We start from the raw sequence: 14,664 nt of genomic DNA, 5'->3' as shown, positions 1-14,664 counted from the left end.
CCCCGCCGCTACGATGGACGTAGCGTAGCGAGGAGCGGAGGATCGGGATGGCAGCGCGCGGTGCAGTCGACGAGCGCATCGAGAGTGCTGCCCTCGACATCCTGCGCAGCCGGGGACCCCTCGCCGTCACCATCGAGGCCGTCGCGCACAGCTCCGGCGTCGCCAAGACCACCATCTACCGCCGACACGAGAACCGTGGCTCGCTTCTGCGCGCCGTCGTCTACTCGTCGAGCACCTCGATGGAGGTGCCGCCCGATCTCACCGCCTACGCGATGCTGCACTGGTTTCTCGGGCACGCCCGCGACACCATCGACAACGTGGTCGGACGCGGAACCGTCGCCGCACTGCTCGTCAATGACGACCCGGAGTTCACGGCCCTGCTGCTCGGCATGATCCGCACCCGCAGCCAGCCGCTGCGCGATGCGCTGCGAGAGCGCAAAGCGGCGGGTGAGCTGCGCGAGTCGATCGACGTCGAGCTGCTCATCAGCCTGCTGCTCGGCACCTTCATGGCGGAGTCGATTCGCGGCAAGTCGACCAGCGAGAGCTGGGCCGACGAGGTGCTGGCCCTGTTGTGGCCAGCCCTCGCCGCTGAGTAGGCCGAGTCGGCCGACCCCTTACGCCTTGGCTGGTGTCTTCTTGGCCGCGGGAGCCTTGGCTGCCGGAGCCTTCACCGCCGGAGCCTTGGCTGCCGCTGCCGTCTTGACGGCTGGAGCCTTCACAGCGGGAGCCTTCGCAGCCGCTGCCTTCTTCGCCGGAGCCTTCTTCGCCGCTGCAGCAGAGGTCGCACCGAAGCGGCCAGCCGCGCCAGCCGACTTCTCGTGCTTCGGGTCGGCCGTGATCTTGCCGGGGTTGAAGTTCGACCCTGGATCGACACCGGAGAACAGCGCGTTCATGACGACGACGCCGCCAGTGGAGATGTCCTCCTCCAGCCACGGCGAGTGCTCGACACCGACGCCGTGGTGGTGCGAGATGGTCGCCTCGTTGTCGACGAAGGACTGCTGGATGCGGTTCTTGACCAGGTTGTACTCTGCGATCGGGTCGTTCTTGAAAACGAACGCGAACGTGAAGTAGAGGCACGCACCCGAGTGGTAGGAGTGGCTCATGTGCGACATGATCCAGCCCTTGATGCCGATCTCGTCGAACGCCGACTGCGCAGCAGCGTAGGCGGCGTCGTGCACCTGGTTGACCCTCGACCACGGCATGGCGGTCTCTGACACATCGCCGGCGGCGCCCATGTCGAGAAGGAAGTCGCGGATGTACGGGGTGTCGAACTTCTTCTGGTCGTAGAGGATTCCGGGGCCGGTGCCGACGAAGGTGATGCCGTCGTGGTCGCGGATGATCTTCTCGACGAGCAGCCGCTGGCGCTTCGCGTGCTGCGGCGAGCCCTCGTAGCCGATGAACGAGAGGCACAGGCCGCTGAGGTCCTTGCCCCACTTGGCCTGCATGATCCTCGGCAGAGCGGTCTCTGCCATGAACTTGTCGAGTCCCTTGCGCTTCTTCGAGGTCGAGAGCGAGAACTCGGTCTCGCGGGCGTCGGAGATGCGGGTGATGGATGGCGCGGCATCCGACTCCGAGATCGCCTGCATCGCCGCGATACCCGCCTCCCAGGTCGGGAAGAAGTAGGCGTAGACATCGCGCTTCTCTGGAACACGGTGCACCTGAACCGTCACCTCGGTGATGACGCCGAGTCGGCCCTCGGAGCCGAGGATCATCTCGCGAACGCTCGGTCCGCTCGAGGTGGATGGCAGCGCGCGCAGCACAAGGAGGCCGTCGGCGCGGGCGACGCGAAGGCCGCGCGCGATGTCGGCGATGTCGCCGTACTTGTCGGACTGCATGCCGCTGGAGCGGGTGGCGACCCAGCCGCCAACGGTCGAGTGGGTGAAGCTGTCGGGGAAGTGGCCGATCGTCCAGCCCTTGTCGTTGAGCTGCTTCTCGAGGTCGGGGCCCTGGGCTCCGGCCTGGATGACGGCGAGGCCCGACTCCTCGTCGATGGAGGTGACGAGGCGAAGCCTGCCGAGGTCGAGCGAGACGACGGTGCGCTTCTCGGTGGGAAGCGGCTCGAGGCTGCCGGCGATATTGCTGCCGCCGCCGAACGGGATGATGACGGCGTTTGCCGCGACGGCCGCCTGCACCACCGCGAGCACCTCTGCCTCGTCGGCAGGGTAGACGACGACGTCGGGGGCGCGCTCGATCCAGTTGTTGCGAATGCGCACGAGGTCGCGAAGGCTCTTGCCGTAGGTGTGGATGACGCGCAGCTTGTCGTCGGTCGACACGTTGTCGGCTCCGACGATGCCCGTCAGCGTCTTGGTGAAGGCGGCGGTCACGTTGCTCTTCGGAACGTTGAGCTCCTCGAAGACCGGCTCGCCCTGCTTGGTGGCGTTCTCGAGGTCAAGGCCGACGTTGCGGATCACGAACGGCGCGAAGCCGGGCTTGTCCTCGTAGTGGAAGCCAACGCCCTCGTTGCCCCAACCCCACCACTTCATGTGCTTGACGTCAGTCATTTCTTGCCCTTCGCTTCTATTTTCGGGACGCCCGGGATGGTCACGGAAGCGTGCAGCTTCTCAACCTCGAGGGCAAGGCGGTGGGAGAACTCTTCTGAGGTCTCACCGTCATGGTGGCGCATGGGAGCGCCGAAGACTATCGCGACACGATACCGGCCCCTCGACGGCCAGCTCTGGCCGCGCGGCATGGCCACGTTCGCGCCAACGATGGCCACCGGAACACACGGCACGTCGCAGGTGATCGCAAGTGCTGCCGCTCCGGCTTTGAAGCGGCCCATCTCGCCGGTGGCGGAGCGGCCGCCCTCTGGGAAGATCAGCAGCGGCACGCCGCGCTCGAGCAGTCCCTTCGACAGGCCGCCGCTCTTGCGGGCACCGACGCGGTCGACAGGGAACGCGTTGAAGAACAGCGCGGTGAGCCACTTTCGCCACTTGACGTCGAAGAAGTAGTCGGCAGCAGCCCCGGCCGCGAGGTAGCGCGCGTGGCGATAGGGAAGTCCGCCGATGATGAGCGGTGCGTCGAGGTGGCTCGAGTGGTTGGCGACGACGACGAACGACGGCCCGAGCTTTTTGAGGCGCGCAGCGCCGTGCACCTCGACCTTCGTCAGACTCCAGACGAGCGGCTTGAGCATGAGTCGCTGGGCGACGAAGCGCATGCCGACGAACAGCGGGGAGGTGAAGCGGTCGTTGTGCCGCGTCTCGATCTCGTCGGCCATCAGCGAGTGCCGGCCCCGTGCGCGGAGGTGGCCACCGGCGCGTCGTCGCGGCTGGAGGAGATCGCGCGCGAGATCCAGCGCACCGCTGCGCGCGGCAGGTGGCGGATGACCCACATGATCACGGAGTACCGGGCGCTCGGCACGACGATCGTGCGGCCGCGCTCCGATGCGCGGATCGCGGTCTCGACCGTCGACGCCGCATCGACCCAGAGGAAGCTCGGAATCGAGCCGGCGTTGATGCCTGCCCTCTCGTGGAACTCGGTGCGCACCCATCCCGGGCAGACCGCGAGCGCGGTCACCCCCGTTCCGCGCAGCTCGTTGGAGAGCCCCTCGGTGTAGTTGAGCACCCACGCCTTGATCGCGGAGTATGCCCCGGTGGTGATGAATGCCGCCGTGCTCGAGATGTTGACGATGCGACCGCTCCCCCGCGAGGTCATGGCCCGCGCTGCGGCCCCGCTGAGCACGAGCACTGCGCGGCACATGACGTCGAAGGCGGTGTCGAGCGGCTCGACATCGGGTGTCGCGAGCTTGATGTGCAGGCCGAAGCCCGCGTTGTTGACGAGGATGTCGATGGGCGAGGCAGCATCCTCGATGCGGTTCGCGACGCGCGCGACCTGCGATCGGTCCGCCAGGTCGGCCGGAAAGAGCTCGACGCTCGGGGCGCCGAGCGAGCGCAGCTCTGTCGCCGTGGACTCGAGTCGGGCGGCATCGCGCGCGACGAGGACGATGTCGTAGCCACGGCGCGCATAGCCCTTGGCGAATTCGGCGCCGATGCCCGACGTTCCGCCCGTGATGAGAGCCGTAACCATGTGCCTAACATTACGCTACGGGGAGCGTAGCGATACTGCGTAGACTCGTGCCTGACGAGTGGTTCCCCCGACCCCGAGAGGTATGCAGTTGCCGGAATACAGTGGCTCGAACGTCGACGACGTCAATCGCCCTGCTCCTGACTTCGACGTGCGCGAGTACGCGCGCACGGCGGTCGGCAACCTGCGAGAGGGACTGAACCTCGAGGCGTACGAGTCCTCCCCTCTCAGCGTCGAGACGCTTCGCACCATCGCGCTGCTGCAGGCAGTGGAGCGCTCAACGATGCAGCACCTCCGAACCGTGCTCGTCACCCCGACGCACAAGGACGCCCGAATCACAGCCTTCCTCACCACGTGGGCATTCGAGAAGTTCTGGATCGCCGACGCCCTCTCTGGCATCCTCGCCGCGCACGCTCCCCTGCCAGCCTCTCCGCGGAGACCTGCCATCGTGCGATTCGGCCGAGAGGTGGCGGAGCGGTTCGCCCCCATCCGCGAGTCCCTCGTCGCCAACCACATCGGCGTCCCCATGCTCGCCGTGCACATGGCCACCGGTGCGATCGACGGCTGGCTGACGCAGGCGGCCTACGCCCGCATCGCCGAGCTGGAGCCGAACACAGAGCTCGCCTCGACGATGGAGACCGTCATCGGCATCAAGGCGCGTCACCTCACCTTCTTCGAGCCGCAGTCCGAGTACCGACTCGGAGCCTCGGTGACGGCATCGAACCTCGCTCGCAAGCGACTCTCCCGGTCGGCGTGGCCGATCGGCGCAGACGAGCTCCCCACCTCTGATCGACACTTCTTCTTCGACCGCCTCTTCCGCTCGTCCCCCGGGCTGGCCGAGAGCATCGATTCCGCCATCGACGGCCTGCCAGGCCTCTCCGGACTCGGGCTCATCGCCCGAACCGCAGGAACCAGGAGCGCAGCATGACCCCCACACCCAAGACCACGACCGCAAAGACCGCAGCAGTCGCCAAGCCATCGAAGGCGCGGGCCAACGGCCTCACCAACGAGCACGTCTTCCTCACCGGTGCCACCGGATTCGTCGGTCAGGCCGTGCTCGAGCGCCTGCTCAGCGCATACCCGAAGACCCGCATCTCGGTGCTCATCCGCGCCAAGGGCAGCGCCCCGGTCGAGCAGCGGCTCACCCAGCTCATGCGCAAGCCCGTCTTCACCAACTGGATCGAGTCGGTTGGCGGAGAGGAGAAGGCCCTCAAGGAGGTCGCCCGCCGCGTGACGGTCGTCAACGGCAGCCTCGCCCACGTCGGCAAGCTCCCCAACGACATCGACGTCGTCATCCACGGCGCATCGACCGTCTCGTTCGACCCGCCCATCGACGAGGCCTTCGACACCAACGTCGGCGGCGCGTTCAGCGTCTACGGCGCACTGCTCGACAGTGGCAGCAATCCGCACGTCGTGCACGTCTCGACCGCCTATGTGGCCGGCATTCGCAAGGGTGTCTCCCCGGAGGCATCCCTCACCCACAACGTCGACTGGCGCACGGAGTACGAGGCGGCCAAGTCGGCGCGCATCCGTGTGGAGAACGAGTCGCGCCAGCCCGATGCCCTTCGCGGCTTCCTCGAGGCGGCCAAGGCGAACAGTGGCAAGGCCGGCCCGCAGGCCGTCGCGACAGAGGCCGAGGCCGCTCGCATCACCTGGGTGACCAAGACCCTCGTCGACCACGGCCGCATGCGAGCCGAGAGCCTCGGGTGGACCGACGTCTACACGCTCACGAAGGCCTTCGCCGAGCGTGCGGCAGAAGAGCTGTGGGCGCAGAGCGGGCACCGTCTCTCTGTGCTCCGGCCCTCGATCATCGAGAGCGCCGTTGCGCATCCGTACCCCGGATGGATCGACGGCTTCAAGGTGGCCGACCCGCTGATCATCGCCTACGGCCGCGGTCTGCTGCCGGAGTTCCCCGGCGTTCCCGACAGCGTGCTCGACATCATCCCGGTCGACCACGTCGTCAACGGCATCATCGCGGTCGCCGGCACCCACCCAGAGCCCAACGACGTCACCTATTACCAGGTGGCCTCCGGCCGCAGCAATCCGCTGCCCTTCCACGTGATGCACGGCTACGTGCACGAGTACTTCGTCAACAACCCGGTGCCGAGGGATGGCGAGCCGGTCAAGGTGCGCCGCTGGCGCTTCCCCGGTGGCGAGCGCGTCGAGCAGGCGCTCGTGCTGCGCGAGAACATGGCCGCGCGCGCCGAGCGCCGCATCACCCGCAAGCGCACCCTCACCAAGCGCCGTCGCGCGCGCTTCGACAAGATCAAGCGCCTGCAGCACGGCCTCGAGGTCATGCGCGGCTACTCGGAGCTCTACCGTGCCTACGTGCAGACCGAGGTCATCTTCGACGACCGCAACACGCGGGCGCTGCACCAGTCGCTCACCCCAGAGCTGCAGGCCACGCAGGGCTTCGACGTCACCGCGATCGACTGGCACGAGTACACCCAGAAGGTGCACTTCCCCGCGATCACGACGATGACGAAGGCCTTCGTCACCCGCCCCAAGGAGAAGGCGCGCACCGCCCGCGCGCTGCCGAAGCGCACCGACGTCGTCGCCGTCTTCGATCTCGAGGGCACGGTCGTCAAGTCCAACCTCGTGCAGCAGTACCTCTGGCTCTGGTCTGGCATGCCGCCAAAGCGCTGGATCGTCGACGCGGTCAACTTCGGCTTCTCGCTGCCCAAGTACATCCGGGCTGAGCGCCGCGACCGCGGCGAGTTCATCCGCACGTTCATGCGGCGCTACAACGGGTTCAAGGTCAGCGACATCCAGCGACTGGTTCGCGGCAGTGTCGGCCGCAAGCTGCTGCGCCGCGCGATGCCGGAGGCCCTCGCCCAGGTCAAGGCGCACCGCGAGGCCGGCCACCGCACGATTCTCGTCACCGGCACGATCGACCTCATGATCCAGCCGCTGCTTCCCTACTTCGACGAGGTCGTGGCGGGAAGCATGCACGACAACGACGGCGTGCTCACCGGCTTCCTCGCCGACCCGCCGCTGGTCGACGAGGCGCGGGCCGCCTGGCTGCGCAACTACGCCGCGGCGAACGGCATCAACCTCAGCCAGTCCTACGGCTACGGCGACAGCCACGCCGACCTCGCCTGGCTCCAGCTGGTCGGCAACGCGAACGTGGTGAATCCCGACCTTCAGCTGTATCGTCACGCTCAGGAAAAACGCTGGAACATCCTCGACTGGAAGCGTCGTGCGCGCGTCGAGTCGAGCGGGCCCGCCGAATCAGGAGCCCGCACCGAATCACCCGACAGGCGCTCACCAGAGACCCAAGCGGAAGGCACTGCAGGCTAATGGCATTCGATATCGACAAGTTCACGAGCACCTCCGTCAGCGTCAACTGGAGCGACCTCGACTTCGACGACTTCAAGTCCAATCCGCTGCCGGCGTCGACACTGCGCAGCCTGCGCTACATGTGCGACATCGAGTACCACACGGTCTGCTACCTCCGTGACCTGCTCGTCACCCCCTCCCACAAGGAGGAGGAGGTCAGCGCCTTCATGACCATGTGGAACCGCGAGGAGTTCTGGCATGGCGAGGCACTTGCCGCCGTGCTCGGCGCCCACGACATCACCGTCGACTTCGACGAGCTGAAGGCGACACGCCTCAAGCTCGGCTGGCGCGACCGCCTCGACCCGGTCAAGCAGTCGCTCATGGGCAACATCATCGGCAAGGACTTCATCGCCGTTCACATGATCTGGGGCGCCGCCAACGAATGGTCTGCCGTCGCCGCCTACAACCGGCTCGCCGACCTCGAGAAGCACCCGGTTCTCGCTGTGCTCCTTCGCCGGATCGCCAAGCAGGAAGCCCGCCACGTCGCCTTCTACGCCACCCAGGCCCGCGACCGCCTCGCGCGCAGCAAGACCGCCCAGGTGATCGCCCGCTTCGCCCTCAAGAACGCGTGGGGCCCGGTCGGCTCGAGCGTCATGCCGAAGGACGAGGTCAAGCACGTCATGAGCCACCTCTTCGCCGGCGAGGAAGGCCTGCGAGAGATCCGCAAGCTCGACGAGCACATCCAGCGCATGCCGGGCCTCCAGGGGCTCACCATCGTCGAGACCGCGCTGCGCGGGCGTGGAATCCCGTCATGGGATGGCATCGCTGCAGCGGTCTGAGCCAGCACGGTCGGCACAGCAGCCACCGGATTCGGAGGTTCGAGATTTCGCGCCTGATAGGTTCGAACCGTGGCCGTGCGCATTGAGAAGGTAGACCTCCCCGGTATCGGGTTTCGCCATGATGTCATCGTGTCGAGCGGGAGGCGCATCAGCGTCGTCTCGCATCGCGATGGATCACGAGAGCTCGCGCTCTTCGACGAGATCGATCCGGATGCGAGCACCGACTCCATCCCCCTCAACGACCAGGAGGCAGCGGCGCTCGCCGACCTCCTCGGCAACACGGTCATGCTCGGCCAGCTGAGCCACCTCACCGACGAGGCGACGGGCCTCTTCACAGAGCACCTGCTGCTCGGCCCAAGCTCGAAGTACGCCGGCCGGCCGCTCGGCGACACCAAGGCTCGCACCCGCACGAGTGTCTCGATCGTCGCCGTCGTCCGCGATGGTGACGCGATCCCATCGCCGAAGCCCGATTTCGTGCTCGAGGCCGGCGACTCGATCGTCGCCGTCGGCACGCGCGGTGGTCTCGACCAGCTCGCCAACATCCTCGCTGACAGCTCGGGCTAGGGCGACCGGCCGTGCACGACACCACGCTCCTCCTCATCGAGGTCGGCGCCCTGCTGCTCGGCCTCAGCCTGCTCGGGCGCGTTGCCGGGCGCTTCGGCATCTCGCCCATCCCCTTCTACCTGCTCGCCGGGCTCGTCTTCGGCCACGGCGGCTTCATCCCGCTCGATGCGAGCGAGGAGTTCTTCCTCGTCGGCTCGGAGATCGGCGTCATCCTCCTCCTTGCCATGCTCGGCCTCGAGTACTCCGCCGATGAGCTGCTCGGCAACCTCAAGCGGTCCCGCATGGCCGGTCTGCTCGATGCGCTGCTCAATGCGACCCCCGGTGCGATCTTCGGACTCGTGCTCGGCTGGGGGCCGGTCGGCGCCGTCGCACTCGCCGGTGTGACCTGGGTGTCGTCATCCGGTGTCATCGCCAAGGTGCTGCGCGACCTGGGCCGACTGAGCAACCGCGAGACGCCCGTCGTGCTGTCGATCCTCGTGATCGAAGACCTCGCGATGGCCTTCTACCTCCCGCTGCTCTCAGCCCTCGTCATCGGGGCCAGCATCGCGGATGGCGCCATCGCCCTCGCGATCGCCGTCGCGGCCGTGCTGGTCATCCTCTACATCGCCCTCAAGCACGGGCGCATCGTCTCCAGCCTGTTCTCGCCGAAAGACAAGGAGTCCCTGCTTCTCGGCGTGCTCGGCCTGACGATGCTCATCGCCGGACTCGCGGCAGAGGTCAACGTGTCATCCGCGGTCGGCGCGTTCCTCGTTGGCATCGCGCTGTCTGGCAAGGTCGCCCACAACGCGGTCGAGCTTCTCACGCCGCTGCGCGACCTGTTCGCCGCGATCTTCTTCGTCTTCTTCGGGCTCTCGACCGATCCGGTCGACATGATCCCGGTGCTGCTTCCTGCCGCGCTGCTCGCGGCAATCACCATCGCGACCAAGACCCTGACCGGCTACCTCGCCGCCAAGCGGGCGGGCATCGGTATTCCCGGACGATGGCGCACCGGTCTCGTCATCACGCCCCGCGGTGAGTTCTCTATCGTCATCGCGAGCCTCGCTGTCGCGAGCGGCAACGTCGATCCCCGGCTGGCGTCGCTCGCGACCGCCTACGTGCTCATGACTGTCATCGCGGGCCCGCTGCTGGCTCGTGTTCCCGACGCCGAGTGGTTCAAGAACCTGGTGCGCCGGCGCCTCGCTTCCTCCGCCACGCAATAGCGGTCACGCACGGGCCGAACGTGACTGATCCTACTTTTTTCATGGCTTAATTTAAGTTCTGGACAAAGTGGCCGGTCCTCTGCAATGCTGACGCCGTAGACGCATCGGTCTGCGTGGCCCGCGCCCCCCGGCGCGTGCCGATACTGGTCAAGGAGGATCATGAGAAGAAGAGGCATTGTGATTGCCGCGCTCGTCGCGGCAACACTCGTGGCAACAGTCGCCACTCCCCCCGGCGAGGCCGAGGCCGCCGCCATCACCGCGAGCGATTTCATCAAGGCGAGCGGCAACGTGCTGAAGACCAACTCCGGCACCGGCTCGACCATCAACCTGCGTGGCACCAACATCGGAGGCTGGCTCGCCCAGGAGGACTGGATGTCGCCGCTCGGCGAATTCGCCGCCGACCGCACCGGCTGGTCGAGCACCGCGAGCGCCGGAACCTCATCCAACGCCCTCGATGGATCGTCGACGTCCCGCTGGACGACCAACGCCAACCAGACCGGAGCGGAGTGGATCCGCCTCGACCTCGGTGCGCCGACCCTCTTCAACCGGCTGTCGATCGACAACTCGAGCAACGCCGGCCAGTACCCCCGCAACGTCAACGTCGAGACCTCGACGAACGGAACCACCTGGCTGAGCGTCGCGAACCAGCCGGGAACGGATGGCGTCACGACGGTCAAGTTCAGCCCCCAGGTGGCTCGCTACGTGCGCGTCAGCGCCACCACTGCCGCTGCGGCGCTGTGGTCGGTCGGCGAGATCAACCTGTTCAACGACTCCGTGCTCAACAACAGCACGCACACCGCGACGGCAACCTCGACCGCGGGCGGAACGACAACCGCCATGGGGCTCGACGGCAACGTCGGCACGGTGTGGCAGAGCGGTGTCGCCCAGGCGCCCGGTCAGAGCTACACCATCGACCTCGGTCGAAACGTCGACATGGACAAGGTGCTGTTCGATGCCGGTGCCGCCACATCCAATGACTACCCGCGCATCTGGGATGTCTACACCTCCTACGACAACGTGAACTTCACGCACGTCGCGAGCGGATTCGGCGCCAACCGCGTGATCCAGGCCGACTTCCAGGGCGGCAAGACGGGGCGCTACCTACGCATCGCATCCAACGGCACGTCGTCCCAGTGGTGGTCGATCGCCGAGATCGCGATCTCGAGCGGCAACAACCTCGACCGCGCCGGATGGTATGTCTCGTCGTCGGTCGGGGCGACGCCCGCGAACGTCAACGACAACAACACCGGCACACGCTGGACAACGGGCACGGCGCAGGTCTCCGGCCAATCGCTGACCGTCGACATGGGGGCGCTCATCACGCTCAACAACGTCACGACCGACACCGCCAAGAACACCGGCGATGAGGACGACTGGGCGCGCGGGTACACCCTGCAGCTCTCGCGCGACGGATCCGTGTGGACGACCGTGGCATCCGGCGTCGGCCAGAAGAAGGCGACGACCATCGGCTTCGTTGCCCAGTCGGCTCGCTGGTTCCGCATCACCACGACGGCCTCGGCCGGCAACTGGTGGTCGATCGGCGAGCTCACGGCCGGTCTGTACAACGACGACTACTCGATGCAGAACACGATCACCTCGCGCTTCGGCACAAGTGGCGCGCAGACGATCATCAACGCGCACCAGGACACCTGGTTCACGGCGACCGACCTCGACAACATCCAGGCGGCCGGCATGAACTTCATCCGGGTGCCCATCGCGTGGAACCAGTTCCTCAACCTCGACGGCACGTGGAAGTCGAGCCCGTGGACGAAGATCGACTGGGTCATCAACGAGGCGAGCGCGCGCGGCATCTACGTGCTCATCGACCTGCACACGGTTCCCGGCGGCGGATGCCCATGGGGCAGCTGCGGTCGCATCGGTCCGAACCCGAACGGCTTCTGGGGCAACGCGACCTACCAGAACTGGGTTGAGGACATCTGGAAGGCCATCGCCACGCGCTACAACGGCAACCCCGGCGTGGCTGGCTACGACCTCATCAACGAGCCGCTCATCGACTACGGAGAGGATGCCGATGACGTGACGCAGAAGAGCGCGTACTACGACCGTCTCTACGACGCCGTGCGCGCCATCGATGCGAACCACACGATCTTCCTCGGTGCGTTCTTCAGCGTGAACTCGCTCGCGCATCCATCCGTCTACGGCTGGAGCAACGTCGTCTACGAGTACCACCCCTACGACATGCCGAACTCGAAGGACTGGACCTCGCAGAACAACCTCGTGACGAACGAGCTCAACGGCCTCGCCGCCAAGCTCTCGAACCCTGGCGTGCCGATGCTGTATGGCGAGTACTCGCTCTACTACAACGACGACGTCTGGTCGCGCTTCATGGCCGGGCTCAACGCCTCGAACGTCTCGTGGTCGAACTGGACCTACAAGGTCAAGGGCACCGAGACCGATGGCTTCGCCTACTGGGGAATGTGGTTCAACAACCAGAAGCCGGTGCCGATCATCAACAGCGATGCCTCTGCCACGTTCGTGTCGAAGCTCGGTCAGTTCGGCACGGCCAACTTCACGAAGAACACGCGGTTCGTCGCGACCATCGCGAAGTACGCGGGCGGCCTCAGCACCTACAACCCGGTAGCCGTCAGCCACACCGGATGGACGGCGACAGCCTCCTCGACGGCCGGCGGCTCGTCGACGGCCGCCGGCATCGACGGTGCCAACGGCACCGCGTGGGCGACGGGTCTCGCGCAGGCGAGCGGCCAGTGGTACCAGGTCGACATGGGATCGAACAAGACGGTCGCGATGGTCATCGTGCAGACCCCCTCCGGGTCGACGATGGACTACCCCCGCGGCTTCACGCTCGAGACGTCGACGAACGGCACGACGTGGACGACGGCGGCGACGGGCATCGCGTACGGCTGGAAGCGGCCCATCTCGGTGACCCCGGTCACGGCACGGTACATCCGCATCACCCAGACCGGCGTCGCGCCGCAGTGGTGGTCGGTAGACGAGGTGACGGTCTACTCCTCGTACTAACCCGATGAAGCAGAGGCCCCCGGCACCCGCCGGGGGCCTCTGTGTCAGTCCTTCGCGAGCTCTGCCCGCACGAGCGGGATGACCTGCTCTCCATAGAGGCGGATGCTCGCCATGAGCTGCTCGTGCGGCATGCGCCCGTTGCTGTACTTGAGGTCGAAGCGCTGGTTGCCGAGAGCCCGTGTCGTCGCGACGATCTTCTTCGCAACTGTCTGCGGCGATCCGGCATAGAGGGCACCCGTCGCGACCTCGTTCTGAAACTGGTCGCGCGTCATCGGGCCCCAGCCGCGCTCCGCGCCGATGCGGGCGTGCATGGCGCTGTAGTGCGGCCACAGCTCCTCTGCAGCCTGCTCGTCGGTCTCGGCGATGTGGCCGGGCGAGTGCACGCCGATCGGGCGGAAGCCGTGCCCGAACTGCTCGGTCGCGCGACGGTACAGCTCTGCGTACGGCGCGAAGCGCTCGCTCGCCCCGCCGATGATGGCGAGCGTCAGTGGCAGGCCGTACTTGGCCGCACGAACGACCGACTCCGGGCTGCCTCCGACACCGACCCACGTCGGGATAGAGCCGCCCTCCGTCTTCGGGTACACCTGCTGGTTCTGCAGCGGAGCGCGCAGCGTTCCGGTCCACGTCACCGGCTCCTCCTTGAGCAGCTCGGCGAAGAGCTCGAGCTTCTCCTCGAAGAGCTCCTCGTAGAGGTGGAGGTCGAGCCCGAACAGCGGGAACGACTCGGTGAACGAGCCGCGACCGACGATGAGCTCGGCGCGGCCGTTCGAGACGGCGTCGAGGGTGGCGAAGCGCTCGAAGACGCGCACCGGCTCGTCGGAGCTGAGCACCGTGACCGCGGAGCCGAGCCGGATGCGCGAGGTGCGCGATGCGATCGCGGCAAGCACCATCTCCGGGCTGGAGACGGCGAAGTCGTCGCGGTGGTGCTCGCCGATGCCGATGAAGTCGACACCGAGCTCGTCGGCGAGCACGGCCTGGTCGACGAGGTTGCGGATCACCTGCGCATAGCTCAGGGTCGAGCCGTCGGGGCCCTCCGTGACGTCACCGAAGGTGTCGAGTCCGAACTCCAGGTCGTGCGCCATGCTGTGCTCCTCTTTCCATGCAAACGTATTGCTGAGTCAAACACAGGCACGGCGCAGGTCATTCCCTACGAGGCGGGGTACCCGGATGCCGCCAACGCGGTTGCGAGGTGGGCGGCGTTGGCAGCCACGGTCTTCGTGGCGGCAGCGGTCGCATCGGGCACCCGCTTGAGGTCGATGTAATCGGTCGTGTGCATCGCCTCGCCGTTCCAGTAGGTGCCGCCCTGGGCTGGGATCGTGAAGCCGACGTCGTTGAGCGCCTGCATGAGCTGCGAGGTGATGTGGTGCGCGCCGTCCTCGTTGCCGACGACACCGACGACAGCGACCTTGTCGAACAGGATCGGGCGGCCAGCCCCGTCGGTCTCGCCGAGTTCGGCGTCGAGCCGTTCGAGCACGCGCTGGGCGACGCTCGTGGCCTGCCCCATCCAGGTCGGGGAGACGATGACAAGGATGTCGGCGGCAAGCACCTGCGCACGGATGTGCGGCCAGTCGTCGCCAGCCCCCATGTCCTTCTCGACGCCCGGCTTGACATCGAAGTCGACGACGCGAAGAGCAGAGCCGGGAACCCCGCGCCCCTCCAGCTCCATGAGGATCTGGCTGGCCATGAGCGCACTGCTCGATGGTGCGGGCGAGGGCTTGAGCGTGCAGACGAGGGCAAGGGCGGTAAGAGTGGACATGGCTCGA

At 66.8% G+C, this 14,664-nt stretch carries 12 protein-coding genes; 7 read left to right on the top strand and 5 right to left on the bottom strand.

Annotation, left to right across the window (positions count from 1 at the left end):
• Positions 1-47: 47 nt before the first annotated feature.
• Positions 48-596 carry a TetR/AcrR family transcriptional regulator gene (locus AC14A7_RS09680; RefSeq protein ID WP_484008487.1) on the top strand — a complete coding sequence of 183 codons (549 nt, stop codon included), beginning with the start codon at positions 48-50 and terminating at the stop codon, positions 594-596.
• A gap of 18 nt (positions 597-614) precedes the next feature.
• Here AC14A7_RS09680 and AC14A7_RS09675 read toward each other — a convergent pair whose 3' ends face one another.
• From AC14A7_RS09675 to AC14A7_RS09665, 3 genes are read right to left on the bottom strand one after another with little or no spacing between them, the layout of a single operon-like run.
• Complete coding sequence (locus AC14A7_RS09675; protein ID WP_484008485.1) at positions 615-2,501, bottom strand: FAD-binding oxidoreductase; 1,887 nt, start codon at positions 2,499-2,501, stop codon at positions 615-617.
• Positions 2,498-3,214 carry a lysophospholipid acyltransferase family protein gene (locus tag AC14A7_RS09670; protein WP_484008484.1) on the bottom strand — a complete coding sequence of 239 codons (717 nt, stop codon included), beginning with the start codon at positions 3,212-3,214 and terminating at the stop codon, positions 2,498-2,500. The genes AC14A7_RS09675 and AC14A7_RS09670 overlap by 4 nt, the downstream gene beginning before the upstream one ends.
• Positions 3,214-4,023 carry an SDR family NAD(P)-dependent oxidoreductase gene (locus AC14A7_RS09665; RefSeq protein ID WP_484008483.1) on the bottom strand — a complete coding sequence of 270 codons (810 nt, stop codon included), beginning with the start codon at positions 4,021-4,023 and terminating at the stop codon, positions 3,214-3,216. Before AC14A7_RS09665 ends, AC14A7_RS09670 begins: the two co-directional genes overlap by 1 nt.
• Before the next feature lie 82 nt (positions 4,024-4,105).
• On the opposite strand from AC14A7_RS09665, the gene AC14A7_RS09660 reads away from it, so the two are divergent.
• From AC14A7_RS09660 to AC14A7_RS09635, 6 genes are all read left to right on the top strand, one after another.
• Positions 4,106-4,948: a hypothetical protein gene (locus tag AC14A7_RS09660; RefSeq protein ID WP_484008481.1), complete on the top strand. Its 843-nt coding sequence runs from the start codon at positions 4,106-4,108 to the stop codon at positions 4,946-4,948.
• Positions 4,945-7,320, top strand: a complete 2,376-nt coding sequence (locus AC14A7_RS09655; RefSeq protein WP_484008480.1) for an SDR family oxidoreductase — start codon at positions 4,945-4,947, stop codon at positions 7,318-7,320. Before AC14A7_RS09660 ends, AC14A7_RS09655 begins: the two co-directional genes overlap by 4 nt.
• Complete coding sequence (locus tag AC14A7_RS09650; protein ID WP_484008478.1) at positions 7,320-8,138, top strand: ferritin-like domain-containing protein; 819 nt, start codon at positions 7,320-7,322, stop codon at positions 8,136-8,138. The genes AC14A7_RS09655 and AC14A7_RS09650 overlap by 1 nt, the downstream gene beginning before the upstream one ends.
• Before the next feature lie 69 nt (positions 8,139-8,207).
• On the top strand, positions 8,208-8,702 hold the full coding sequence (locus AC14A7_RS09645; protein WP_484008476.1) for a cation:proton antiporter regulatory subunit: 495 nt from the start codon (positions 8,208-8,210) through the stop codon (positions 8,700-8,702).
• A gap of 11 nt (positions 8,703-8,713) precedes the next feature.
• Positions 8,714-9,901 (top strand): cation:proton antiporter, encoded by a 1,188-nt coding sequence (locus AC14A7_RS09640; RefSeq protein WP_484008475.1) that lies wholly within the window; start codon positions 8,714-8,716, stop codon positions 9,899-9,901.
• Between the two features lie 159 nt (positions 9,902-10,060).
• Positions 10,061-12,901, top strand: a complete 2,841-nt coding sequence (locus tag AC14A7_RS09635) for a discoidin domain-containing protein (RefSeq protein WP_484008473.1) — start codon at positions 10,061-10,063, stop codon at positions 12,899-12,901.
• Positions 12,902-12,945: 44 nt separating this feature from the next.
• Here the strand turns inward: AC14A7_RS09635 and AC14A7_RS09630 are convergent, their stop codons facing one another.
• Both AC14A7_RS09630 and AC14A7_RS09625 read right to left on the bottom strand, forming a co-directional pair.
• Positions 12,946-13,983: an LLM class flavin-dependent oxidoreductase gene (locus AC14A7_RS09630; RefSeq protein ID WP_484008472.1), complete on the bottom strand. Its 1,038-nt coding sequence runs from the start codon at positions 13,981-13,983 to the stop codon at positions 12,946-12,948.
• 65 nt (positions 13,984-14,048) lie between these two features.
• Positions 14,049-14,657: a flavodoxin family protein gene (locus tag AC14A7_RS09625; RefSeq protein ID WP_484008584.1), complete on the bottom strand. Its 609-nt coding sequence runs from the start codon at positions 14,655-14,657 to the stop codon at positions 14,049-14,051.
• Positions 14,658-14,664: the final 7 nt, after the last annotated feature.

This window comes from Conyzicola sp., assembly GCF_057073975.1.
Note: the sequence above shows the minus strand (reverse complement) of the source record. Positions and strands in the feature narration are given on the sequence as shown.